The 26811-nt window shown below is 28.0% G+C and carries 26 protein-coding genes; 4 read left to right on the plus strand and 22 right to left on the minus strand.

Features of this window, described 5'->3' with window-relative positions:
* Positions 1 to 10: 10 nt before the first annotated feature.
* Genes Q0G30_RS05075 through Q0G30_RS05095 form a run of 5 tightly spaced genes read right to left on the minus strand, consistent with a single transcriptional unit; the run spans position 11 to position 4173 of the window.
* On the minus strand, positions 11 to 796 hold the full coding sequence (locus tag Q0G30_RS05075) for an ABC transporter ATP-binding protein (protein ID WP_294130098.1): 786 nt from the start codon (positions 794 to 796) through the stop codon (positions 11 to 13).
* Entirely contained in the window at positions 786 to 1793 is a 1008-nt protein-coding gene (locus Q0G30_RS05080) for an iron ABC transporter permease (RefSeq protein WP_294387353.1), read from the minus strand. The genes Q0G30_RS05075 and Q0G30_RS05080 overlap by 11 nt, the downstream gene beginning before the upstream one ends.
* 25 nt (positions 1794 to 1818) lie before the next feature.
* Positions 1819 to 2850: an ABC transporter substrate-binding protein gene (locus Q0G30_RS05085; RefSeq protein ID WP_294387355.1), complete on the minus strand. Its 1032-nt coding sequence runs from the start codon at positions 2848 to 2850 to the stop codon at positions 1819 to 1821.
* 34 nt (positions 2851 to 2884) lie between these two features.
* Positions 2885 to 3628, minus strand: coding sequence for a nitrogenase iron protein NifH (locus Q0G30_RS05090; RefSeq protein ID WP_294387493.1), 744 nt, complete (start codon positions 3626 to 3628; stop codon positions 2885 to 2887).
* Positions 3629 to 3654: 26 nt separating this feature from the next.
* Positions 3655 to 4173: a flavodoxin family protein gene (locus Q0G30_RS05095; RefSeq protein WP_294387357.1), complete on the minus strand. Its 519-nt coding sequence runs from the start codon at positions 4171 to 4173 to the stop codon at positions 3655 to 3657.
* A gap of 144 nt (positions 4174 to 4317) precedes the next feature.
* On the opposite strand from Q0G30_RS05095, the gene Q0G30_RS05100 reads away from it, so the two are divergent.
* The 3 genes from Q0G30_RS05100 (at position 4318) to queF (ending at position 6282) form a co-directional block, all read left to right on the plus strand.
* Entirely contained in the window at positions 4318 to 4989 is a 672-nt protein-coding gene (locus tag Q0G30_RS05100) for an AraC family transcriptional regulator (protein ID WP_294387359.1), read from the plus strand.
* 327 nt (positions 4990 to 5316) lie between these two features.
* Positions 5317 to 5796 (plus strand): QueT transporter family protein, encoded by a 480-nt coding sequence (locus tag Q0G30_RS05105; protein WP_294387363.1) that lies wholly within the window; start codon positions 5317 to 5319, stop codon positions 5794 to 5796.
* A gap of 3 nt (positions 5797 to 5799) precedes the next feature.
* Entirely contained in the window at positions 5800 to 6282 is a 483-nt protein-coding gene (queF, locus tag Q0G30_RS05110) for a preQ(1) synthase (protein WP_294387365.1), read from the plus strand.
* 51 nt (positions 6283 to 6333) lie between these two features.
* Here queF and Q0G30_RS05115 read toward each other — a convergent pair whose 3' ends face one another.
* The 12 genes from Q0G30_RS05115 to Q0G30_RS05170 form a co-directional block, all read right to left on the minus strand.
* Positions 6334 to 7233, minus strand: coding sequence for a tetratricopeptide repeat protein (locus Q0G30_RS05115; RefSeq protein WP_294387495.1), 900 nt, complete (start codon positions 7231 to 7233; stop codon positions 6334 to 6336).
* A gap of 103 nt (positions 7234 to 7336) precedes the next feature.
* Complete coding sequence (locus tag Q0G30_RS05120) at positions 7337 to 8098, minus strand: SDR family NAD(P)-dependent oxidoreductase (protein ID WP_294387367.1); 762 nt, start codon at positions 8096 to 8098, stop codon at positions 7337 to 7339.
* 92 nt (positions 8099 to 8190) lie between these two features.
* Positions 8191 to 9597 (minus strand): VWA-like domain-containing protein, encoded by a 1407-nt coding sequence (locus Q0G30_RS05125; protein ID WP_294387370.1) that lies wholly within the window; start codon positions 9595 to 9597, stop codon positions 8191 to 8193.
* A gap of 3 nt (positions 9598 to 9600) precedes the next feature.
* Positions 9601 to 10731 (minus strand): AAA family ATPase, encoded by a 1131-nt coding sequence (locus Q0G30_RS05130; RefSeq protein WP_294387373.1) that lies wholly within the window; start codon positions 10729 to 10731, stop codon positions 9601 to 9603.
* A 12-nt stretch (positions 10732 to 10743) separates the two neighbouring features.
* Positions 10744 to 11559 (minus strand): hypothetical protein, encoded by an 816-nt coding sequence (locus Q0G30_RS05135; protein ID WP_294387375.1) that lies wholly within the window; start codon positions 11557 to 11559, stop codon positions 10744 to 10746.
* Between the two features lie 254 nt (positions 11560 to 11813).
* On the minus strand, positions 11814 to 13148 hold the full coding sequence (locus Q0G30_RS05140; protein ID WP_133013864.1) for an amidohydrolase: 1335 nt from the start codon (positions 13146 to 13148) through the stop codon (positions 11814 to 11816).
* A 54-nt stretch (positions 13149 to 13202) separates the two neighbouring features.
* Complete coding sequence (locus Q0G30_RS05145) at positions 13203 to 14915, minus strand: adenine deaminase C-terminal domain-containing protein (RefSeq protein ID WP_294387380.1); 1713 nt, start codon at positions 14913 to 14915, stop codon at positions 13203 to 13205.
* A gap of 16 nt (positions 14916 to 14931) precedes the next feature.
* Positions 14932 to 15978, minus strand: a complete 1047-nt coding sequence (locus Q0G30_RS05150; protein WP_294387382.1) for an ABC transporter substrate-binding protein — start codon at positions 15976 to 15978, stop codon at positions 14932 to 14934.
* A 26-nt stretch (positions 15979 to 16004) separates the two neighbouring features.
* Positions 16005 to 17036: an ABC transporter ATP-binding protein gene (locus Q0G30_RS05155; protein ID WP_148322195.1), complete on the minus strand. Its 1032-nt coding sequence runs from the start codon at positions 17034 to 17036 to the stop codon at positions 16005 to 16007.
* A gap of 36 nt (positions 17037 to 17072) precedes the next feature.
* Entirely contained in the window at positions 17073 to 17855 is a 783-nt protein-coding gene (locus Q0G30_RS05160; RefSeq protein WP_294387386.1) for an ABC transporter permease, read from the minus strand.
* A 1-nt stretch (position 17856) separates the two neighbouring features.
* Positions 17857 to 18687 (minus strand): ABC transporter permease, encoded by an 831-nt coding sequence (locus tag Q0G30_RS05165; RefSeq protein WP_294387425.1) that lies wholly within the window; start codon positions 18685 to 18687, stop codon positions 17857 to 17859.
* Positions 18688 to 18962: 275 nt separating this feature from the next.
* A complete protein-coding gene (locus Q0G30_RS05170; protein ID WP_294387428.1) occupies positions 18963 to 20762 on the minus strand; it encodes a peptidoglycan-binding protein in 1800 nt (599 codons plus the stop codon).
* A 253-nt stretch (positions 20763 to 21015) separates the two neighbouring features.
* Here Q0G30_RS05170 and Q0G30_RS05175 point away from each other — a divergent pair, with 253 nt between their 5' ends.
* A complete protein-coding gene (locus Q0G30_RS05175; RefSeq protein WP_148322201.1) occupies positions 21016 to 21195 on the plus strand; it encodes a hypothetical protein in 180 nt (59 codons plus the stop codon).
* Positions 21196 to 21325: 130 nt separating this feature from the next.
* On the opposite strand, the gene Q0G30_RS05180 is transcribed toward Q0G30_RS05175, so the two are convergent.
* The 5 genes from Q0G30_RS05180 to Q0G30_RS05200 all read right to left on the minus strand — a co-directional run bounded on the left by Q0G30_RS05180 (position 21326) and on the right by Q0G30_RS05200 (position 26736).
* Complete coding sequence (locus Q0G30_RS05180; protein ID WP_195515001.1) at positions 21326 to 23083, minus strand: aminopeptidase P family protein; 1758 nt, start codon at positions 23081 to 23083, stop codon at positions 21326 to 21328.
* Positions 23084 to 23192: 109 nt separating this feature from the next.
* Positions 23193 to 24002 (minus strand): YibE/F family protein, encoded by an 810-nt coding sequence (locus Q0G30_RS05185; RefSeq protein ID WP_294387436.1) that lies wholly within the window; start codon positions 24000 to 24002, stop codon positions 23193 to 23195.
* Positions 23944 to 25119, minus strand: a complete 1176-nt coding sequence (locus tag Q0G30_RS05190; RefSeq protein ID WP_294387439.1) for a YibE/F family protein — start codon at positions 25117 to 25119, stop codon at positions 23944 to 23946. The genes Q0G30_RS05185 and Q0G30_RS05190 overlap by 59 nt, the downstream gene beginning before the upstream one ends.
* A 124-nt stretch (positions 25120 to 25243) precedes the next feature.
* Positions 25244 to 25681, minus strand: a complete 438-nt coding sequence (locus Q0G30_RS05195; protein ID WP_294387442.1) for a GatB/YqeY domain-containing protein — start codon at positions 25679 to 25681, stop codon at positions 25244 to 25246.
* Between the two features lie 128 nt (positions 25682 to 25809).
* On the minus strand, positions 25810 to 26736 hold the full coding sequence (locus Q0G30_RS05200) for a patatin-like phospholipase family protein (RefSeq protein WP_294387445.1): 927 nt from the start codon (positions 26734 to 26736) through the stop codon (positions 25810 to 25812).
* Positions 26737 to 26811: the final 75 nt, after the last annotated feature.

Consider the following 26811-nt stretch of genomic DNA (forward strand, 5'->3'; position numbering starts at 1 on the left):
GTCTCCCCCTCTAAACCGCTGCAATTTCTTTATATGCAATAATTGGTTTATCTCTTCCTTCTATATTTATAATGTCACAATCTACGTTATAAACTTCTTTCATCATTTTAGATGTTATTACATCTGTTGGTTTTCCCTCATCATACTTCTTACCATCTTTTAAAACTATTATTCTATCACTAACTTCTAAAGCATGAGATAAATCATGTAAGACCATAACAACTCCAATTCCATGCTCTTTATTCAGCCTCTTTACTAAATTCATAGTTTCTAACTGATGAGAAATATCTAAATAAGTTGTAGGCTCATCTAAAAATAGTATCTCCGGATTTTGAGCTAACACTGTAGCTATCCATACTCTTTGTGATTCTCCCCCTGAAATTTCATTAATAGACTTCTTTTTTAAATGACTTATATTAGTACATTCCATTGCCCAATTAACAATTGGATCTTTGGCATCATTTTTATTATCATACCATTTTTTATGTGGCATTCTACCATAGCTTACAAGCTCCTCAACCTTAAAATCTGGTGGAGCTGAATGTCTTTGAGGAAGAACAGCTATCATCTTTGATAGCTCTTTTCCTTTAAAAGATTCAATATTTCTATTATTTATATGAACAGTTCCTCTATCATATTTTAACAATCTAGTTATAGATTTTAAAAATGTAGATTTTCCTGATCCGTTAGGACCTATAATAGTTGTGATAACTCCTTTATATAATGATGTATCTATTCCCTTTACAGCTTTATATTCTCCATATTTAACCTCTATACCTCTACAATTAATTTCCACTTATTTTCCCCTTCTTTCTAAGCATGTATAAGAAAAATGGTCCACCTACCATAGACATAATGGTTCCTACTGGAATATCCATTCCTGGTACTAATGTACGACCTACAGTATCAGCAAAAAGTAATACTACAGCTCCTAAAAGCATACTGGTTGGAATCATAATTTTATAATCTGAACCTACTATCATCCTTGCAATATGTGGTACAACAAGTCCTACAAATCCGATCATTCCTGCAACACTTACTGTGGCCGCTGCCAAAAATGCTGAAACAGCAGATAAGGCTATTCTACTTAAGTTTACGTTAATCCCTAAATTTTTCGCCATTTCGTCTCCAAGCTGCAGTGCATTAGCACTTTTTATACATATTAAAGCTAAAAATAACCCTATGATAACATATATAGCCAGAGTTTTAACATCACTCCATGAACGCCCTGATAGACTTCCATTCATAAATCCCAAAACTCCTTGTAAATTATCTGAATATAACATTTGTAAGAATCCATTATATCCTCCTAAAACGGAGTTTATTGCTACTCCAGAAAGAATTATTCTTACTGGGTCTACTCCACCCTTCCAAGCTAATAAATATATTAGCCCACAAGCAAGGGCAGCTCCTCCAAAAGCAAATATTGGAACCGCCGTTGTCATATGTGGAAATAATAGTAATATAGTAGTTGCAGCTGTACCTGCCCCTGCTGATACACCAATTGTTCCTGGATCAGCTAAAGGATTTCTCATAACAGATTGCAATAATGCTCCTCCTACTGATAATGCTGCACCTATTAAAATAGCTGAAATTATACGTGGCAATCTTAAATTATATATTATAATCTTAATAGGATTGCTTTCTTCAGTTAATAAATTAGTCATTATATCCCTTAAAGAATATCTTGCACTTCCTATAGATATAGAAATAAGAGCTAATATACATAATATGCAGCTAAGAATTAATATAACTGAAGTAACCTTTATTATAGATTTTGATTTCTTTTTCATCTCTTACTCCTACTTTTTTATTTAATTAATTATTAATTTCTAGTTTTTCATAAACTAAATCTATAAGGTCTGATATTTGCTTTATTACTCCTATACCCGTACTTGGCATATAGCTTGATGGTAAATAAATAACTTTATCATTCTTTATTGCTTCAAAACTTCCCCAATATTCACTGTTTTCATCAAATGCTGCTTCAAAAACTGCTTTATTATCTTCCTCTGACATACTACTTCCTATTGCTAATATAACGTCTGGATTGTATCCAAGAGTAGTTTCCTGATCAAGAGGAACCATTCCAGCTTGTTCATTCTCATATACATTAGTTAGACCTATCATATCTGCCATAGAACCTGCAGTACCACTCTTTGATTGTATATATTGAGTTGTAGCAAGTATCATAACTGTTTTTCCTTCTAAGGCTTTCTTACTTTCCTCCATCTTTTTATCTAAGTCATCAAATGATTGTAATACTTTCTTTGCATTTTCTGAATCCTTCCCAAAAGCATTTATAATTACTTCTGCTTCTTGAACTACAGATTCATATGTTGCTGAATGTCCACTATTTGTATAATAAACTGGAATATTTGATGATTCTAAAGCATCCCCATATTGTTCTTTAGATGAAGATGGAATTATAACTAAATCAGGATTAAGAGCTACAACTGTTTCTATATTAAAATCATCAGACATAAGTGATTGTAACTTTTCTCCATTGTAATCACTAGGTGTTTCAAAAACTGTTGAAGTTGGAATTCCAACAAGTGATGCACCTACTTCAAATAATAAAGGTGTTGTTGATGTTGATACACACACTACTCTTTGTGGTTTACTTTCTAACACTATTGGTTCTGTGAAACCTTGTTGTTTCATTATTTCTGTATATTCTAACGTAAACTTTTCTTCTACATTTTCTGCCTCACTAGCTCCAGAAGATACCACTTCAGCACCTACCGCTCCTGATTCTCCTGTACTTTTTTCCGAACACCCAGTAAACATTCCTACTGCTAATGTTGCTGAAATCATCATTGCTACTAATCTTGTTTTTCTACTCATCATAATGTAAATCCCCCTAATTTTATAAACCTTAATTTTATGCTATAATTTTATTTGCTAACTCTGTATATACCTTTTGCATACTTGATTCTTTTAGAAACTCAAATACTGTTCCCCCTGCATTTTCTGCAATCTGAATTTCACCACTTCTTGGTATTACGTGAACTATTTTCGTCTCTATTTCTTCTACTGCTTTTTCCACAATACTAATTTCATTTTCTATATTTTTTGAGTTTAATATTAAGCCTTTTAATTCTGCATATCCTCTACTTCTGAAATTTTTAATAGCTGAACTAATATTTGATGCAGCATATAAAGACATCATTTCACCAGATGATACAATATATACTTCCTCTGCATATCCTCCTCTTATAGGCATTGCAAAGCCGCCGCATACTACATCTCCAAGAACATCATATAAAACAATATCTGGCTTATATGTTTCAAAAGCTTCTAATTCCTCTAGCTTTTCAAAGGCTGATATAATTCCTCTTCCCGCACATCCTATTCCTGGTGTAGGGCCTCCAGACTCTACGCATAACACTCCGTTATAGCCTGAAAAAACTATATCCTCTAATGATAAATCATCTCCCTTTTCCTTAAGTTGCTCTAAAACAGTTGGAATTCTTTTTCCTCCCATAAGATTTTTAGTTGAATCAGCTTTAGGATCACATCCTATTTGCATAACCTTTAAACCCAATTGAGATAATGCTGCTGATAAATTAGATGTTGTAGTTGATTTTCCAATACCACCTTTTCCATATATAGCAATCTTACGAATCTTCTTATCTTCCACAGTTATTCCTCCTAAATTATTGTTAATCTTTCCTTAAATAATATAGATGCACTTAATATTTCAGCTTCATTAGGATGAAGCTTGGCAATTTTATATCTTCTTAATTTTTCATCTGTTATAGCATGATAATTATTAGAATCTAACTTTTTGAAAGCCTCAATTAAATTAGGGTCAACTGCTCCCTGACAAATATATTTCCCTATTATTTCATTGTTTTCTTTTAAAAGATCTTCGCCCCTAACTAAACTATTAAATCCATGATTTGAATCCGGATATGCACCTAATGTAGCAAATATGCCTACTTTTTTATTTTTAATTTTTTCCATAAATTTTTTTGCTTCTTCATTAGGTCCACCCTTATCCACCCAATATCCAATTAATATAGCATCATAATTTTCTGTACATTTAACTTGAGCAATAGGTTTTATTTCTACATTCAATCCATGTTCCTCATTTATATTTTTATAAATACCTGTTGCTAATTTTTCAGTATTTCCTGTTTTGCTTGAATAAGTAATTAAAATATTCATACCTTCCCCTTTTTAATTGATAATGATTATCATTTTTACTTTACAATTGTATCATGGTATAATTAGGTAGTCTTTAACTATATTCTCTTGTTTTTTAATTATTTTACACTTTTTAATGTAATATTTAGTATAAGGAGGAGTTTTATGGAGAAAAATATACTTAATCATCTGCACATTTGCACATTAGTATACTGTGGAAATACCAATCTAGCACTTAAACTATTTGATAAAAATTTGAAGTACCTTATAGACACTACGGGATTCGAGCATTGTGATGCCTTTATTTCATCTCTTAACTTTAGTATTTATAACTATATTCTCGTTAAGGAAGGAATTTCTTTACACAAATGTTGTTTTAAAAATACCAAGGAAGATTTTGATAGCTGTAATCTATCTTCTTTATTACTTACTGGCCATAAAATAATAAACTCATATAGTTATTGTAAAGATTATTTAGGTGAAAAGTATCCTCACCCTGAAATTAGAAAAGCTATTTATTATATTCATAAACATATAGATGAAAATATTTCCTTAAATGATATTTGCTCTATTGTAAATATGAATAAAACTTATTTTTGTAGGGTTTTTAAAAATTATACAAATTGTACATTTAGCGAATATGTAAATACACGAAAAATAACCGCTGCAAAACACCTACTATTAGACCCTCAACTCTCTTTAGTTGAAGTTTCATTATGTTGTGGTTTTAATAATTACTCATACTTTTGTCGATTATTTAAAAAAATTATTGGTATAACTCCTTTAGAATATAAAAATATGAAAAATAAAACTAAAATTTTAGATATAAAAAATTAACTTAAATAAATATTATAGGGAAAGTAGATAGATCACTATAATAAATATGATTATCATTATTACACAAGCCTTATTACATTTAAAATAATAATTGGTTGACTTTTCCTATTAATCACTATATACTTAAGTTTGATTAACTAGATTTTAAATCTAGTTAATCAAACTTACAACTTTTATTTTAGAGAAAAGTTGATTCATAATTAAATAAGACAGTTCGAAACCATCCTGTCTCAAAATAAAACTAGGGATTAATAATAGTTATTCTATTATTGTTTATTTAGGATGGAGTTTTTCCATCCTTTTTTTATTTTTATGGAGGTGATAGTTATGGAAATTACTATGTCAAAAACAAAAAAGCTAACAATTTCAGCAATAGTTATTGCTCTATATGTTGTAATAATGACGATAACTCAAAGTTTTTCTTTTGGAGCTATACAAATTCGTTTAGCAACTAGTTTATATGCATTAGCTTATATTTTTCCATTCCTAGTTTTACCTTTGGGACTTTCGAACTTATTATCTAATATGCTTTTAGGAGGTTTAAGTATATTTGATATCCTTGGTGGTGGATTCGTTGGTATATTAACAGCCTTATTAGTTTATTGTGTTCGCAAATATAAACTAAATATTACAATTACAATACTACCAATAATATTTATACCAGGATTAATAGTTCCTATTTGGTTATCAATGATATTAAATGTTCCATATAGCGCTCTTGCAACTAGCTTATGTTTAGGACAAGTTATACCAGCAATACTTGGTTCATTTTTAATTAAGGCATTAAAAGATAAGATTGGAGATTAATTTATGAGAAATGATTTAAATTTAGACTTACTTGGAAATCAAAATGTAAAATATGATTTTGGATATAATCCTGATATCTTAGAGACATTTGATAACAAACATCCTGAAAATGATTATTTTGTTAAATTTAATTGTCCTGAATTTACTAGTTTATGTCCTATTACTTCTCAACCAGACTTTGCTACAATTTATATTTCATATGTTCCAAACATAAAAATGGTTGAAAGTAAATCATTAAAATTATATTTATTTAGCTTTAGAAATCATGGTGATTTTCATGAAGACTGTATGAATATCATAATGAAAGATTTAATAAAACTAATGGATCCTAAATATATTGAAGTTTGGGGTAAATTTACTCCAAGAGGTGGCATTTCTATTGATCCTTACTGTAACTACGGAAAACCAGGAACAAGATGGGAAGAAGTTGCTTTTAATAGATTAAGTAATCATGATTTATATCCTGAAAAAATAGATAATAGATAATAAAACTATACAGTAGACAAACTTATATTCCATAAGCCTGCCTACTGTTTTTTATCCAAACATTTTCTTATATTTTTCTAATTCTCTTATAGCATTAAGTTCTTCATCTTCCTTCATATATTCTTCAAAGAAATCATTTAATTCTATAGATTTAAGTATATCTTCTAATGCTAACTCTAATTTATTAACCGCTACATAAAAGCAAGCTCTATTATAATATAAAAATCCTTGATCTTTATTCTCTAATATACCTTCATTTATTATTTCAATGGCCCTAGTATAATCTTCCTTTTCTCTATACATTACTGCATAATTTAAATAACTATATGGATAATAAGGATTTTCTTCTATTGATTTCTTATAATATTCTTCTGCCAACTCTAAGTTACCTAACTTTTTATTAAATACTCCCATATTAAATAGTATTCTAAAATGATTACTATTTATTTTAAGGGCTTTTTCCATATATTCTAAAGCTAACTTAGTATCGCCTAGTTCATCATAAATACATCCTAAATTAGCATTTGCCCATAAATCCTTTGAATTTAGCTTTAATACTTCCTTATAATTTTTTATTGCCTCTTCTTTATTACCTAATTCATCATAAGCATTAGCTAAAAAGAAATAAGCCTTTTCATATTTGTTATCATATTTTATAGCATTTTTATAATACTCAATAGCTTCTTCATATAATTCATCATCATCATAAATTATACCTAATCCATAATAGGCTATAGCATTAGTCTCATCTAATTCTAATACTCTTCTATACATTTTTTCTGCTAAATCAAAATGTGCTATTTTATCATAAAGAAATGCTAAGTCTAATATTAAATCTATATCATCTTTTCCTTCTGGACAATTGTATGCCTTCTTAAAAAACTTTAAAGCCTTTAAATAATTCTTTTCAGTCATAAAGTTACGTCCTATAGATATATAGTTATCAAACATGTATGTCTTTTCCAAAGTAAATCCTCCAAATTAAATAAGATTGCACCTTATTTGGTACAATCTTATTTTTACACTAATTTCATTATATCTAATTTATATTATATTAAATTACTGTTGCTCCATCAACAGATAAAATAGCCCCACTTATATAACTTGCCATATCTGAAGCTAAGAATAAAAATACATTAGCAATCTCCTCTGGTTCTCCAATTCTTCCTAAGGGAATATTAGCAGCCATAGCCTTTATCATATTTTGATCTAATGCCGCTACCATATCAGTACCAATTATTCCTGGAGCTACCGCATTAACTCTTATTCCATCCTTACCTAGCTCTCTTGCTAAAGATTTAGTTAATCCATTTACGGCAAATTTAGAAGTTGGATATCCTACACCTGATTTTTGTCCATTTATACTTACTATTGAACTTGTATTAAGTATAACTCCTTTACCTTTTGATTTCATTTTCTCAGCAGCTATTTTACTACAATTAAATACTGCCTCTACATTTATATCTATTATCTTTGCAAAATGCTCTGAATCTTGGTCATATATACTAACATTATCGCTTATACCTGCATTATTAATTAGCACATCTATAGTTCCCCATTTATTTATAACTTCTTCCATCATCTTTTTAACTTCTGATAAATTTAGCAAATCAGTTGAAAACCCAATAACTTCATAGCTAGAATTTATTTTGTTAAGTTCTGATAAAGCTTTATCTACTGTTTCTTTTCTTGAGCCACAGAGCGCAACCTTTGCTCCATTTTCAAGAAATGTCTTTACCGTTGAAAATCCAATTCCCCTAGTTCCCCCAGTTACTATAACTACTTTATTTTTTATACTGTTTTCTAATATTCCCATAATGCCATTCTCCTTTCACCTTAACCTTTTTAACTAAATATAATTTTTACAATAATATATTCAATTATTCCATATCTTTATTATTAAATTAATTAAAAAATTGGTTCTTGATTATTCATTGAATATCCATCATTTCTAACATCTTTCATATCCACTAAGTTATCTTTTACTTCAACTTTACTAAGCTTTTTAACTGCACCATGAGGTTCATTTAATGAAAGCTTATCTCCTCTTCCGGAAATAACCCATAAAACTTTATATCCCCTCGGTTTAACTTGTAATTTATCTTCACCCTTGCCATCAGTAAAATAAACTAACAAATTAATATTTTTACTATTAGCATATTGAAAAACAGGAGTAAATCTAGTTCCTCCACAAGAAGAACATCTTTCTTTTATATCATTTATATTTTTTGCTTTATATGCACGTTTAACTTCTTGGTCACATTCTATTATAGTTATTTCATGATTATAATTTTTTACTATAGCTAAAACTTCCTTAATAGCTTGCTTAAACTCTTCATCACTAATACTTCCACTTATATCAATAGCAACTGCTATTTCTGCCTTATGATTTCTAAGTTCACCTCGTAAATCTAATCTATTAGGCTGTCTTCTATTTCTTCTTGTTATAGTTTTTTTCTTATTACTTTCTACAGTCCCCATTAATCTCTTAAGATATAAATTCCAAGGAAGCTCTCCTTTACTTTTTCTTAAGGCAGATATCATTCCTTCTAAATAAAGAGGAATTGTACACTTTTCAGCATTACTTATGAACTTCTCAGTAAAATCCTTAAGCATTTTTTCATCTATATTTTCATTTTCATCCCATAAATCATGAGCTTTCTCTGGATTAAATCCACTATCAGTATCTTCTCCCCAACTATCATCTTCTTCGCCTTCATCATCCTCTTCAAGCACATTTAATACATTTTGAATATTTTCTGCGTAATATTCAAAGGTATTATAAGGCTCAAGATTTAGTTCATACTTTAAGTTTATTCCCTTTAAAGTAATTGCATATGGTGGTAAATTATTAAGATATTGATTTACTACTATATCCATAGCTAAATTAATTGCAAGTGTACTAAAGTTACCTTTTAATTCTTTAGCTCTTATTAAGTGCATAGATAATACATGATGAATTTCATGCTTAATAGTAGTTTCCATTTGTTTTATATTAAGCTGTAAAAATATTATGGGATTAAAATATATAACATATTTAGCACCTTTAAAATTTATACCAGTAGGAGTACTTATATCAAAACGTATTTCTCTTCCCATTTGAAATAAAAAGTAACCATAGAAATTATCCTTTTCTTCCATAAGACTTAGATTTACTTTATCTATAAGTTTAAAAAATTCTTCTTCAAAATCTTTAGGAATATCTATCTGAAACTTTTCACCAGCACGTAATGCTTTAAACATAACTGAACTATTTACTATTTTATCAGCTTTAATATAAAGTTCCTTTTTTAACTTTTCAAAATAACTATCCATATGCTATCCCCTTATTGCACTATAAGCTTCAAAATAACTTTCTACAAACTCTTCATTCTCTAAAGCTCTTTTATAACTTTCAGGATAGCTATTTTTCATATCCTTCATAATCCCTACCATTAAATCTACAGGATATTTCTTTAAAAATTCAATAAATCTATTTATGTGATATACATCTTCCTCATTACTATTTTTTATGTTTTCTTCTAAACTCTTTAAAATATTCATTGCACTTAAATAAAGTCTAGTATGACTTTCACTTTTAACCTTTTCTATAACTTCTTCACTTAAAGTATCACCTACGAAAACTTCCTCAAAAGATATTAAAGGACTATGTTCTGATTCAACAAAATTTATAAATTCCTCTGCTATAACCTTTCCAACATTACCTTTTATAACATTTAAAAATACTGACCTAGGTATAGAATCTTTCTTCTCTTTATAAGCTTTAAATGCTTTAGATACTCTTTCATAACTTCTTGGTGTTGCTCTTACATCATCTTCATTTATCTTATGTAGATATTCTGGGAAAACTCCAATAAACTCTATTACTTTTTGCTCAATTCCAGCTTCCATTGCCCACTTTAACCAAGCTTTATAATCACTTTCCATGTTAAGCCATACAAATCTATTTTCTTGAGCTGCATCCATATCAACTACTTGATAATCAAAATCTGAACCATATTTACTTGATGGATTCATTGCTGCTAATATATTTACATCATCATGTAATTTGTATCCATTAATTTCTCTATTTAATATTAAATTCATAAGTTCTTGCTGTACTGTATGCTCACAACGATTTATTTCATCTATAAATAAAAGAACTTTTTTTCCTTTAGATATTTCTTCATCAATTTCTCTAAGCTTTGTATGAACAGCATATATTGTTGTTTTCTTTTCAATCTTATTTCCATTAGAATCTATAGACATATATGATTCTACTGTAGGTAATCCCCCTATTTCTCCTTCTTTAAGAAGATTTCCATCAATAACTATTAAGCTCCAATTATTTTCATTAGCTAATCTATTTGCTAAAGCTGTCTTTCCAATTCCGCTTTCACCAACTACTAAAGGAACTTCTTCCGTTGCCAATACTAATTCCACACTTTTTAACGTATCTATAAAATTCATTTTAAATTCCCCTTACATCATCTTTAGTTTTTCATCTACTGCAATTTTTTTCGCTTTCTTGCTTCCATATTTATAAATAAACATGATTTTATCAATAGCTATATCATTACTATCTTTATCAATGATACTGCAGTTTAAAAAATCCCTTACATACTTTTCTTGCACATTATCCTTTGACAATACTTCTCTTAGCATATCTTTTAATTCATCTTCAGATATTTCATTTAACATACTTTTAGTAATATATCTAATTACTAAAATATTAACCTTTAAAAAGCTTAATACCTTATCTTTATTTAAATTATTAATAAATTTTACTGCTGCTTCATTATTTTTAACAGCTTCAACCTCTGCCTTATAACATGGTGAATTAATATATCTCAATGCATCATAACTTATATTTACAGCCTCTTCTTGAACACTTTCATAAGGCTCTTTAATATATTTAATTGAATCGTAATCTTTTCTTACAGCTAGTAACTGTAGCTCTTCACTAGGGTCCTTAACGTATCTAATAGCCCATCCCCTTTGCTCTATAGCTAATTTAATTACATCATTAGTAGGATTTTTAATATAGTTTAAATTACTCCATCCACTCTTTATAGCTTCTATCATCATTTTCTCTGTAGGATTATCTATAAACTCAATAGCTCTAGGATTGCTTTTCATAGCTAATTCTTGTATTTCTATAGTTGGATTCTTTATATATCTTAATAAAAGTCCATCTTTCTCTACAGCTATTTTTTTCATTTCCTCTGTAGGATTACTTATATTTTTTATAACAATTGGATTTATCTTTATCATTTCAACTACTTTTGTATCATCCATAAAATTTCCTCTATCTCTATTATTAATTTTTATTTTTATTTAATAATAATTATTACCTATATTTATTATAATACTTTTTTAAAATTTTTAAAGTAGATAAATATAGTAGGATTTATTATTTTTTTTAATTATATCTATAATAACCTCTTATGCTTATTCTTTTTTATTATATTTATAAATATTAAAATACCTATCAAAACACTATAGTACTTGATAGGCATTTTATAACTTCATTATTAAATTATTTTATAAAATTATAGTTCTTTTGCAATCTTATTTATCTTATCTTTTAATCCCAATAAATTATTTCTAATTTCAGTAAAGTCACCGCTTATTAATTTTTTATTTTTAACAACTACCTTTCCATCAACAATTACGGTATCAATATTACTAGCATTTGCAGAATAAACTATCGCTGCATAATAATCATATATCGGTTGCATATTTACAGATTTAGTTTCTATTAAAGCCAAATCTGCTTTCTTTCCAACTTCAATTGATCCTACTTCCTTATCTAATCCTAATACTTTTGCTCCACCTATAGTTGCCATCTCAACTAACTCTATTGATGGTAATATTGTTCTATCATTATTAAATAATTTATGAATCTTTCCTACTTGAACCATTTGTCCAATTACATCTAAAGTATTTCCACTCATAGGTCCATCAGTACCAAGACCTATATTAATTCCTTCTTCTTTCATCTTAATTATAGGTGCAACCCCTTTTGCTCCTTTTGCATTAGCTCCTATATTATGAGATACCCCTACCCCTTTATCTTTTAATATTTTTATATCCTCATCATTTACTAATACTGTATGAGCTGATATAAAATTAGAGTCTAGTATACCCAACTTATTTAAATATTGAACAGGTGTCATGCCATGTTTTTCTATACACTCTTTAAACTCATAGTCCATTTCAGCAACATGCATTGTCATTGGAACATTATATTTTTTACTTATTTCATAAGCCTCTTTTAATGATTCATCACTATTAGTATAAGGTGCATGCGGTGCTATTCCAGGAATTATAAGACTATCATTTTTCCACTTTTCAATAAACTTTCTTGAATAATCTAATCCTCCAAAAGGCTCCTTAGCATCGGGAGCTGAAAAATTCACTATTGTTTCACATAATACTCCTCTCATATTAAGCTCTTTAGAAGCCTTAGCAACTTCATCTTCAAAATAATACATGTCACAAAAAGTAGTTACACCACCTAATAGCATTTCTGCTATAGCGTATTTAGCTCCAATATAAGTTAAATTTTCATCTACTAATTTTTGCTCTAAAGGAAATAAATATCTCTTTAATCTGTCTTTATAATCATCAGCTAAACTTCTAAAAGGAACCATTGATGCATGAGTATGACAATTTATCATTCCAGGCATTAATATTCCTTCTTCACCATCTATAATCTCAACTTCATAATTATCTTTATTTATAAAATTTTCTTTTCCCTTATTATCACCAACATAAATTATTTTGTTTTCTTCAAACACTACTACTCCATTTTCTATGATATCTCTATTTTCATTCATAGTAATAACTGTAGTATTTTCAACTATAGTAATTTTCTTTTTCATTTTAAATCCTCCAACCTGCAGTAAAAGACTATGCACATACATAGTCTCTTTTACTTATTTAAATAGTGATACCACTTTACACTTTTTAACATCAATAAGTCCCTTATCTGTAATTTTTATAGCTGGACTTACTGGCAAAGATAAGGTGCTAAATGACATTATTTCATTCATATGATTATAACCTAATTCCTTCATAGCACTTCTAACCTTACCTAATTTTTCTCCTACAACTTCAATTGGTTCATCACTAACTATTCCACCTATAGGTAACTCTAATTTTGCTAATACATTATTATCCTTTACAACAATATATCCTCCATTAAAGTCTATTAATTTATTAACAGCTAAAGCCATATCTTCAACATTTCTTCCCATAACCATAACATTATGATTATCATGAGCCCAAGTTGTAGCTACTGCTCCTTCTTTAATAATCTCTCCTTGTACTAATCCAAAAGCTACATTATTATTTTTTCCGTATCTCTCAAAAACAGCAATTAAAGCACAGTTACTATTTTCCCATTTTAAAATGTTATTTTCTACATCCAAAGAAACTTCCCCTTCTTCTGTAAATGTAGTATTCTTCATAATATTCATAGTTCTACAAGTAACTTTATTATTATTATTATATTTTTGTGGTACCCTAACTAATAAATTTTCCTTAGTAATTTGATTTAACTTTATGCTATTATAAAACTTCTTATGAAAATTACTTTTTTTCATAAAATACTTTTCTTTTAAGCCGTTACATCTATTAAATACAACTTCTCCATTTTTATACACTTCATAAATATCAAAGTTTTTTATATCATCAAGTAAAATAAAATCTGCTATTTTTCCTGGAGCTATTGTTCCTCTATCAAAAAGCCTCATTCTTTTAGCCGGAGTATAAGTAGCTACATATATTGCATTTTCTATAGACATACCTAAATTTACAGCTTCTTTTACTAATTCATTAAGGTGTCCTTTAGTTAATTTATCAGCCATAACATCATCTGTAGCTAAAGCAAAATGTTCATATAAATTATTTTCTACTAAAAATTTAATATTTTCTGTAGTCATTGATTTATGTTGCATTTCAATAAACATGCCATTTTTGATTTTTTCTTCAAGAGAGGCTACTGACTGTTGTGTATGATCTCCATCAACACCTCTGTAAATATAAAATGATAAGTCAACTCCATCTATTTTAGGACAATGCCCTTCCAATGGAATCTTCTTATCTTTACTAACATTAATAATATTATTTATAGCTGAATTCTCATCTTCTATTAAGTCTTTAAAGTTCATTACTTCCCCAAGACAAAGTATATTTTCATAAGATAATAATTCCTTTACTTCATTAACAGTTATTTCTCCTCCAGTAGTCTCTAAATGCTTACTAGTTGAAGGTACAGAACTTGGTATACCATAAAAAATATCAAGCTTTTCTTTAGACTTAATAAATTCCTTTATTCCTTCAATCCCAAAAACATTTGCAATTTCATGAGGGTCAGCTACAACTGTAGTGACCCCCTGTTTTATTGCTGCTTTAGAAAACTCACCTGGTATTGTCATTGAGCTTTCTATATGCATGTGTATATCTATTAATCCTGGAATCATGTACTTATTATTTCCGTCTATAATATTTTTAGAGCTTAATCTATCCTCATAATTATTTCCTATATGAATAAATTTCCCATCATTTATTACAACGTCACCTTGTATAAACTTTTTAAAATAACTGTTATATACTTTTAAGTTTTTAATAATTAATTGTACTTCCATTTTTATACCCATAATACTAGTTCATTATTCTGTTCCAAGTATTAACCCATTCATCCATTAATGTATTAACAAATTTAAAATCAATTATTTTAGCATTATCAACTACTGAACCATATGTTAAATTTGTAGCTTCTTCTTCTGTTAATTCAACGTCAGTATTAACTGGTGATTCACTTAAAGCCTTAGCAGTTCTTTCTTGAACCTCTTCACTTAATGCATAGTTAATAAATTCATAAGCTAACTCTTTGTTTTTTGAATTTTTGTTTATATTAATTGTATTAAAGTTTAAGTAAGTTCCTGATTCTGGAACTACATAAGTTACTTCTGGTTTTGCTTTTGCAATATTTCCATAAGCGAAATCTGCTGCTATTGCTGCCACTATTTCACCACTTGCAAACATATTTGCTAAATCTGAAGACTTGCTATAAGTTTTAACAATATTAGGTTTCAAAGCTTCTAATTCTTTAAATGCAGCTTCTCCATTGTCTGTTTGTACATCAACACCGGCTTTTTCTGCTGCTATTTCAACTATTGCAGGTCCATTAGTAGTTGTTATATCTGGAATAGCTATTTTATTAGCTAATTCAGGCTTCCATAAATCTTCCCATGAATTAATCTCTATTCCTGCAGATGGATCTACAACTATTCCAATACTATTTAATGTATAAGCTGGACCAAACCCTCTTTCTACAGTAGTTTGCGCTTTACTATTAAGCTTTTCAGCATTAGGAATCTTTGAATAATCTAACTCTTCAAATATTCCAGCCTCTATTCCTTGTTCTGCAAAAGATTCTGCTAAATAAGTTATATCTATTTGAGAGTTTGGATTGTTTTTCATTTTAGTTAATCTCTCAGAGTTATTTCCTACTTCTAAAACAATTTCTACTCCATATTCTTCTTCAAAAGGTTTAAATACTGTCTCTTTTAAAACATCTTCATTTAATCCCCAAGTTGAGATTACAAGTTTTTTATTTGATGATTCTCCTTCTGCACTTCCACATCCTACTAATGCCGTTGCAGATAGAACTCCTGCTAATAATACTGATAAAATTCTCTTTTTCATAAGTAAACTCCTTAATATAAATATTTTTATAATATTACAATTTTATTTGATGGTAATTGAAGTTTTATTTTCTCACCTTTTTCATATACAACATTATTTTCACTATTTACAATAATGTTACCCATAGCTGTTTTTACATCATATTGATAAGCTTTCCCTAAGAAAGTTCTTATCTCTATAGTACCTTCTACTGTATTTTCCAAATCATCTTCAACTATCCTTATATCATCTGGTCTTATAGTTCCTTTTGCCTTAGAATTTTCCTTTGCTCTTGTAACCTTTAATTTAATTCCACCTTCATTTTCATAAGTATCTTCAGATATCTTATTTAATTCAAAGAAATTTTCAAATCCTACAAATCTTGCAACAAACTCTGTTGCTGGATTTGAGTATATATTTTCTGGAGTATCAAATTGCTCTATCACTCCTTTATTAAGCACTGCTACTCTATCAGAAATTGAAAAACATTCTTCTTGATCGTGAGTAACAAATAATGTTGTTATTCCTAGTTTTTGTTGAAGCTTTCTTATTTCAACTCTCATTTTTAATCTTAATTTAGCATCAAGATTACTTAATGGCTCATCTAAAAGTAAAAGGCTTGGTTCAATAACTAAAGCTCTTGCTATAGCTACTCTTTGTCTTTGTCCACCAGATAACTCCTTAGGATATCTCTTAGCTAAATGACTCATATCAACCGTTTCTAATATTTCTGCTACTTTTGTTTTTATCTCTTCTTTAGGCATCTTTTTCATCTTTAATCCAAAGGCCACATTTTCTTCTACAGTTAAGTGCGGAAATAAGGCATAACTTTGAAACACTAATCCAAAATTTCTATTATGTACAGGTATTTTTGTATAATCTTTATCACCTAATAAAAATTTACCTGCTGTTGGCTCTATAAACCCTGCTACAACTCTTAAAGTAGTAGTTTTTCCACAACCACTTGGTCCAAGTAGAGAAACTAACTCTCCTTTTTTAACCTTTAAATTTAAATTTTCTAATATGTTATTTTTCTTATCATATGAAACATTTATATTTTGTAAATTTATTAAATCCATCTTTATTGTCCTCCAACTAATTATTTAGTTCTAACTTTATCCTGCAAAATTATTAAGACCTAATGTTTTTTCTAATATGTACATAATTCCAATAGTTAATATCATTAATATTACTGACAATGCTGATACTGTTGGGTCATAATTATATTCAACATAATTCATCATTGTTATAGGTAATGTACTTACCCCTGGTCCAGTTAAGAACATAGATACTGGAACATTATTAAATGAATTTATAAATGCTAACATAAAAGCTGCCATTACACCTGATGTTATGTTAGGTAATACTACCTTAAAGAATGTTAATGACTTTTTACATCCTAAACTCATAGCTGCTTCTTCTATAGAATAATCAAACCCTTCTAAACTCGATCCTACAACTCTTATAATGTAAGGAATAATTACTACTGTATGTCCAATAAATAAACTCATATATACTGAAAGATTTAATTTTACTAATAAGAATTGGAACAGCGAAAAACCTACTACTATTCCAGGTACTATTAATGGTGAAAAGAAGAAGCTTTTAATAAGAGATTTTCCTTTAAAGTTAAATCTACTTAATCCATAAGCTGCTGGCATACCTATTATTAATGCTACCAATGTAGCTATTCCAGATATTACAAAACTTGTCCCCATGCTCTTTATAAATGATTGTGATTCAAAAACTGTAATAAACCACTTTAAAGAAAATCCTTTTGGTGGAAATGCTATATAATTTTCTGTTCCTATACTTGTCATTGCAATAATAACTAATGGTGCAAATAAGAATATATATGTTAATATAACAAACACTGTTAAAACTTTATTTTTTTTCATCTTATGAAACACCTCTCTTATCTAATCTTGATGCCAAGAAATTGATTCCTTTTATCACTATTAAAGTTACTACAATCATTATAGTTGCTACTACTGCAGCACCTTGCCAATCTCCTAATGTCATAGTTTTTTGATATATTAATGTTGCTAAAACTGTATTTTTATTTCCCCCTAATAATTGTGGAGTTGTGTATGCAGTTAAAGAACCTGTAAATACTAAAACCGTTCCAACTATTAATCCTGGTAAACTTAAAGGAAACACAACCTTAAAGAATGACTTTAATTTATTTGCTCCTAGGCTTTCTGCTGCCTCTAATAAATCATTATCTATATTTTCCATAACACCTACTAATGAAATAATCATTAAAGGTAAGAATATATATACAGTACCAACTATAATTGCTCCCTCTGTATATAAAAGAGATAATGGTTCATTTATTATATTTAATTTCATAAGTAAATTATTTATTATTCCACTTTTTCCTAATATACTCATCCAAGCAAATGAACGCACAACTGAATTTGTTAATATAGGAAACACTGTTAATGCAATAAATAATCCTCTTATTTTTTTAGATACCCTTGATATATAGTAAGATACTGGTACCCCTATAATCATACAGATTACTGATGATATTACTGATATTTTGATTGTTCTCAAAAATATTGACATCATATATGAGTCTGTAAAAAATTCCTTATACGCACTAAACATTCCATCTTTTGTATCTGTAAATGTAGGAATTATTGTCTCTACTAATGGAACTATCATAAAATAAGCTACCAATACTATACATGGAATAAATAGTAAATAACGACCTTTTCTTTTCATACTTTTCCTCCAGCTTAAATAATTTATGTTCGACTTAATTTAATTTTATTCTTCATATTTCACTTTAATTCTATTACCTGTTACGAACATTGTCAATATTTTTATTATTATTTTTCGTAATATTTAACTTGACTTATTATAAATACGAAATATATGAGATTAAACTCAACAATTATACTTAACCTCTTATTAAACTGTTATAGATTTTAAATCTTATTTAAAAACAAAAAACTCTCTACGTATTGATTAAGTTACAATACATAGAGAGTTTTTATTTAAACCACGCTTCTATAGACTTCATATAATTTATCCCAAGTTAATTTCCCTACTATTCCATCATCTACTAATCCAGCCCACCTTTGAAATATCATCACAGCTTCTCTAGTTCTATCTCCAAATATTCCATCAACAGTAACTGCTGGAATAAATGGATATTTTGAATTAATTGCATCTAACCAAGTTTGAATAAGCCTTACTGATTCACCCCTCTTTCCCCTCTTTAGCACATATCCTGGATATTTAATAAATTTCCCTGAAGAATCTAGTATATAAGGTTCTAGAGTTTTATATACTTCTATCAGCTTACTCCATGTTTTAGGTCCAATAATCCCATCCACAGTTAAATTAAATTGCCTTTGGAATGATCTTACTGACTCCTCTGTTTCATTATCATATTTTCCAGTAATTTTTACCGGTAATATTTCATCATAAAAAGCTCCTATAACAGCTAATAAGTATTGTGCAATCTTTACGTTTTCTCCTTCAGCACCTAATCGTATTGTTTCTGTTGGCGCAGTTTCAGGTAAAGGTAACTTTTCTCCCTCTGAATTAAGTTCTGCTAGTTTTTTTACACCTACATAAATTTGTGATATCTTATACCATGTTTGTTTTCCTACTATTCCATCTTGAGTTAAATTAAAAATCTTTTGAAAGGTTTTTACAGCATTTTTAGTTGCCTCATTAAACTCTCCATTTACATTTGTTATTTCAGGAATTTCAGGATAATTTTTTCTTATTCTATTTAGTTGCATTTGAATTGTTTTAACATCCTCACCACTATCACCTACTCTTAGTGCCTTACCAGGATAGGATTGTATGGTGCCATATTCATAATTAGCTGTTCTTAATTCAATATTATTACCATAATACACCTGTAATATTTTAAATGCATCATATCCTTGATCTGCATAACTTACTGTTCCCCATTGAGATAATCCATCACAAGTAACAGTTGTCCCATTACAATATTGAGCCAATAATGGTTCTTTAAATTGAATTCTAGATATATATTCATTGAATATATCATCTACAACTTCACTTATAGTATCATAAATATTTCTTCCATTTACAAAATAATGGTCATAAGCTGTTGAATTTGTAATATCAAAATCATATCCTCTACTTCTATACCATTCAGTGTATATTCTATTTAAAGTAAATGAAATTTGAGCATAAATGTTACTTTCTAATGCTGCTCTTGGCCATGTTGGGTATATTTCACTTGATGCAACATTTTTTAAATAATCAGTAAATAATACAGTCACATTTTGTGCACTTGAATTTGGAGAACCTAAATGAACAGTTATATATTCAGGTATAACAACTTCCTTTAGTATTTTTTCACCTTTTTCATTACTAGCTTCCATTGCAATATTTTTAACCCCTATTTTTTCTTCAGCTATTACTTCTTCACTTGCAATTAACCCATTTGGTGGTATATCTATAATATCAATTGCATTTAATCCCCTTGCTTTTGGAGTCATCTGAACTTTTTGAATAGATGTTATACCAGCAAAAATAGGGATATTTTTTATATATTTATTTTGTAGTGTATTACTAATAATAATAGCATCATAAGTTTTATATGGCTTGATAGATGCATCAGGCTCTTCTGATAAATATCTCTCATAGGTATATAAACTCACAGGTTTACTTTTACCATTACTATCTACCTTTAAAACCTTATTACTAAAAATATCTGCTGTATCTGTATTTAAAATAATTATTTCAGCATCAGTAACTGGTAACGCCTCTTCCCCCACATATAAAATAAATTCTAATTTTCCAAAACTCATTTTACCACCTTAATTTAATACTTCGTTATTAATATATTAAATCTGTATTATTATGTGAGTATACATCCCATATATTAAGGCTTTTATCTAATATTTACATTTATTATATCAAAACTATTTTTTTAAATATTGTAATTATACTAAAATTTCCATAAATAATATGCACTATATTTTTTATGTTGAGTATATTATAGTATAAAACAAATTTAACAGAATATGAATTAAGTTTTCATATTTCATAGGAGGAAAATTTATGGGAAGATCTTGTAATAATCGTAACAGAAATTGTTGTAGAAATAATTGTGGTAGAAATAATTGTGGTAATTTTAATAACTGCGGCTGTAGAAATTGTGGCTTTAATAACTGTGGTTCTGGAAACTGCGGCTTTGGTAACAACTGGCTAATATGGCCGTTATTATTCTTATTTTTCTAGTACACTAAGCTAATATTAAACGCAATTCTTATATAACTACTCTATCTTTGGTACTATTATTTTTATTTATATAATTTACAGAAAAAAAGTTAGGATTATATCTCCAATCCTAACTTTTTCTTATTTATAGTTATATTTCTCTTGTTTCTCTTTTTAATAATTCTTTCTCTTCTGAGTTTAAATAAGGTGAAAGCTTATTATATACTTTCTTATGATAATTGTTTAACCATTTTTTCTCATCCTCATTTAACAATTCTACTTTAATTCCATTTAAATCTATAGGACAGTATGATATTGTATCAAATTTATAAAATTCTCCACATTCATTACTTTCATCCTTAACTACTACCATAACATTTTCAGTTCTTATTCCAAATTTACCCTCTTTATAAACACCAGGTTCATTAGTTAATATCATTCCTGGCTCCAATGGAACTGTATTTCCATTAGGTCTTATACCTTGTGGCCCTTCATGAACATTTAAGAAAAATCCAACTCCATGCCCTGTTCCACACTTATAATCTAAACCATATTGCCACAATGGACCTCTAGCTAAAATATCTAAATTACACCCTGTAGATCCCTTTAAAAATTTAGCTTTTGCCAAATTAATGTGACCTTTTAACACTAAAGTAAAGTCTCTTTTCTCCTCTTCTGTAATATCTCCTAATACAAAAGTTCTTGTTATATCAGTAGTTCCATCTAAATATTGTCCACCTGAATCCACTAAAAATAATCCCTGTGGTTTTAATTCATAATCACTTTTAGGAGTAGCACTATAATGCATCATAGCCGCATGTTCTTTATATCCAGCTATTGTTCCAAAGCTATCTCCCTTTGCTAGTTCACCTTGACTTCTCAATTCTGATAACTTTTTACTAGCTGATATTTCAGTAACTTTTTCTTTACCAATATTATCTTTTAAATATTTTATAAATTTAACCATTGCAACGCCATCTTTAATATGAGCATTTTCAAAATTAGCTATTTCAATCTCATTTTTTATAGCCTTTAATTTAGTAGTTACATTTAGCTTTTCTATTATTGTGCAAGATAATAAAGAATAAAGTTTAGCATTAACTTTAGCTGGATCTATTAATGTATTTCCATTAAGATGTTTTACATGCTCTTCAATTTCACTATAATCATATATAATAACTTCTTGTGCTTTTAAGGCTGCTTCTACTTCAGCATCAACTTTAGTTTTACTAATATAAAGCTTTGCCTCATTCTCTGTTATTATTGCATAACTTAACGCCACCGGATTAAACAAAATATCATTGCCTCTAATATTAAAAAGCCATGCTATATCATCTAAAGAAGTTAATAAGTAGTTTTGAACTTCATTTTCCTTCATATATTTTCTAACTTCATTTAGTTTTTCTTTTACACTTTTTCCACAATATTTTTCATCATGAACAAAAATCTTATCTTCTGGTAAGCTTGGTCTATCATTCCATATCTCTTCTAATAAATCCTTGTCCATATTTATATTGAACTTATTCTTCTCAGCTATCTTTAATAAATCTTTATATTGATTAGTACTATAACATCTTCCATCAAAACCTAATGTTTTATTTTCTTTAATGTTCTTTTCTACCCATTGATTAATAGTATCATATCCTGGTGTTGCCATTTTCATTAAATCAATTCCACTACCTTGTAATTGCTCTGCTGCTTGTATAAAATATCTTCCATCAGTCCATAATTTAGCTTCTTTTTCTCCAACTAATAATGTACCAGCAGAACCAGTAAATCCTGACACTTCTGCTCTTCCTCTATAATATTCTGCTACATATTCACTTTGATGAGGATCTGCACTTGGAATTATGTAATAATTAATATTATATTTTTTCATAACTTCTCTTAATTTCTTAAGTTTACTCATTTTTTCTTTCCCCCTAATTTATAATAATCTTATTACTATTTGTATAATATTTACTTTAATAGCAATTTTGTAATATTTCAATTGTTTTAAAAAATAAATTTATCCTATTTTAATTATTATTTTCTTTCTCTAACCTGTTACAATAAAATTTTATTTTATTTATAACTTTATTATCTCCCTTTAACATATAAGTTCCTATAAAAATACTTATTGGTATTATAAGTAAACATCCTATATTAGAAATAGCTAAGCTAAATAAGTTTTGAAAAAACTCCTTTGAATTAATAACACTTTCAAAAGTATAATTGTTTTTCATAAATAAAATACTAATCATCATAGTTTCTCCTATGGTGGCAAAGAAAAGTGTATTAACTGTAGTTCCTAATATGTCTCTTCCAACATTAAATCCCATCTTTATTAACTCTTTAATAGTAATGTCATTATTAACTTCATTAAATTCAAATAAAGAAGATGTTATTGCCATTGCCGTATCCATTATTGCCCCTAACAAACTTACTATAATCATACATATCATTAATTGATTCATATTAATATTTACATTAGGAGATAAATAGATACTAATATCTGAACTTAAATCTAATTCACTATATCCACCAAAATTAGATTTATTACCTATATACATAATAATTAAACTTAATATTAATGTAACAAAAATAACCGAAATAACTGCAGCATAAGTTTTTAAATTATGTCCATTTTGATATATCAATGTTATCTGACAAAAAACTATAATACCTAAAATAGTTATTATTAGTGGATTAATTCCTAAAATTATAAGATAAAGACCAATTACTAAGGCAAGCATATTACACATAAGTGCAATAAAAGATTTTGCCCCCCTATCTCCCCCTATTAGAATCATTAATACTAATAACACTATTGCTAATATCAGTATCATCTTTCTTCATTCCTTTCCTAAAAAATAATACCGCAACTAAGGCTGATATAGGTACAGCTGCAACTATTCCTATAGAGCCAATTAAAAATCTAATTATTTCAAAAGAAATATCAAACTGAATCATCCTTGCCAAATTATATCCATTTATTATTTTCAATATAACAATAGTTAAACTCCCTCCTATATAAGAAAACATTAGAACATTTATCATAGTTCCCATAATATCATGTCCAATTTCTCTTATAGATTTAACTAACTGCTTTAGAGTGACAGAACTTTTTGAATTAACAATTTCGTTAACAGCAGAATTAATTGTTATACTTACATCCATAACTGCACCTAAGCATCCTATTATTACACCTGATAAAAATATGTTTTCTATATCATTAGGTCCTGATATATAATCCATTAATTCATAATGTAAATCACCTGTAAGTTCTATAATTAGCTTGTATAATACATATATTAACGAAGTTGTTATTAGTGTTGAAATTATTGCTCCTACGTTTTTTCTTGAAAAACCGCCAAGTAACAATAACGTTACAGTACTAAAAAATATTATCATTAATAAATTTATTAGTACGAAATCCCTTCCTAAAATATATAACTTTATAAAATATATAAATGCAGATATATTAACAATCAATGTAGCTAGTGTATAAACGCCAAATTTCCCAGCTATACTAACAATAGTAAAAATAAATATTTCTATAAGTAAAACTATAAATTTATCTCTTTTTACACCACTAATACTTCCAGTAAAGTTTCCATTATCTTCTCTGATGCTTACAAACAAATCGTCACCTTTTTTATATTTTTCATCCTTAAGCATAGATGATGAGTATGTATTTTTTAATGTAACTATTTCTCCTTTAAATTTACCATTTTTCACTTTAGCTGTAATAACCTGATTGTAATAATTCTCTTCCCTTCCATCTGGACCCTCTTCTGTTTTATCAAAAGACTCACTAACATTTATTATCTTAGCTATTGTTGATTTGTATATATTATAATCATTATTAGTCCATATAAATACAGCTATAAAAATAATAAATAATATTAGCAAACTAAAAACTTTTATTCTATTATTTCTAATATATTTTTTTGTTTTTTCCATGGAAACTCCCTTCTTAACATTATATTATAAATATAAATCCTAATTTATATCCTTCATAAGTATACATCAAATATAATAAGGTTGAGAATAGTATACTCTCAACCCTTTATTAAAATTTATTTTATTAACCTAATATTTGTTTTACCATTGGATTAATTTTAGATCTATCAAACTTACCATTTACCATTGGCATTATTTCTTTCATTATTTTTCCCATATCCTTAGCTGTATAATTTCCATTAGTTATGATTTCTTTTAACATGGCATTAACTTCTTCTTCAGTTAATTGTTTTGGTAAATATGGAGTTAAAACTTCTAATGCAAAATTTCCTTCTGCAATCTTTTCTTCATTATTAGCTTGAACAGCATATTCTAAAGCTTCCTTAGTTTGCTTTATACTTTTTTCTATTATTTTAATAACATTTTCATCTGGAATTTCCTCTCTGTTATTAACTTCATAAGCCTTAATTTCAGAATTAACTAATCTTAAAACGCTAACTCTTGCCTTATCTCTTGCCTTCATTGCTGCTATTTCATCTTTTTTTAATACCTCTTTTAACATATTTTATAGTTAGTTTATATAACTAACCTACCCTCTCTTTCATCTATTATATTTTTATATAAATTATATCAGTTTTTACCTTAAAATCAAATTTATCCAAAATTTATTATAATAATATTTAATAAATTCTATTTAATTTTATTTATTTTCTTCTTATGAATTTTCTTCTTTATATCTTTTAAATACTTATAAGTTTTATATAAAGTTGGATTCTTCACTTCCTCTTCTTTCTTATGAACAAACTTAATTAATTCCATAATTGGTTCTATCTTATTAAGAGTATCATTATATCCTTCAATTATTCTTACACGCTTTGCATCTCTATCTAAATTCAAAGTCCCTGTTATAGTATTTTCAGATAAATTTTCTGGTGCTATTATTATAAGTCTTGAATTTGGATAAAGAGATCTATCAATTTGTGCATCTTTAGATAATAGAACTACAATTATAATATCACATTTTTCTCCATATACAGGCTGGATTGGAACATTATCTGCTATTCCTCCGTCTATATATTTTTCTCCTAGAACCTCAGTGCTATCATATATTAAGGGTAGTGACGCTGACGCTAATACAATCTTTTTTGCAGTCTCATCATCATAATCATTTATTTTAAAATACTTAGCATTAAGATTAGGTAACTTTGTACATGCTGCATAACATATTTTTTTATTTTCATTAATTTTATTAAAATCTAGATACTTTTCTACCATTTCTACAGCGCCATCATTACTAATAGCTCCATGTTCCAATTTATCTGTTAAAAACTTTTTAGCTAGCTGTAGATTCTTTCCTCCAATATATAGTCCAATTCCTCTTTTAATTAACTCTGTTTTACTAACAGGTACTAATTTATCCATTGTTACTTCTTCCCAAAGTTTATCTGCCTTTTCCATTTCATCCATAGCAAATAATACAGAATTAAAGGCTCCTATAGAAGTGCCTGAAAAAACTGATATGTATTTAGTTAAATTCAACTGCTTTAAGGCTTTCCAAACACCAAGTTCATATGCTCCCTTTCCGCCTCCACCAGCTAATACTAATCCTATCTTCATAAATTGCCCTCTCTATTTTCCATTTTTTATTAAATAAATTATACTATAAAATTTAAACTTATAAAATATTCATAA

The sequence above is a fragment of the uncultured Clostridium sp. genome, assembly GCF_934754925.1.
In the GTDB taxonomy this organism is placed as follows: domain Bacteria; phylum Bacillota; class Clostridia; order Clostridiales; family Clostridiaceae; genus Clostridium.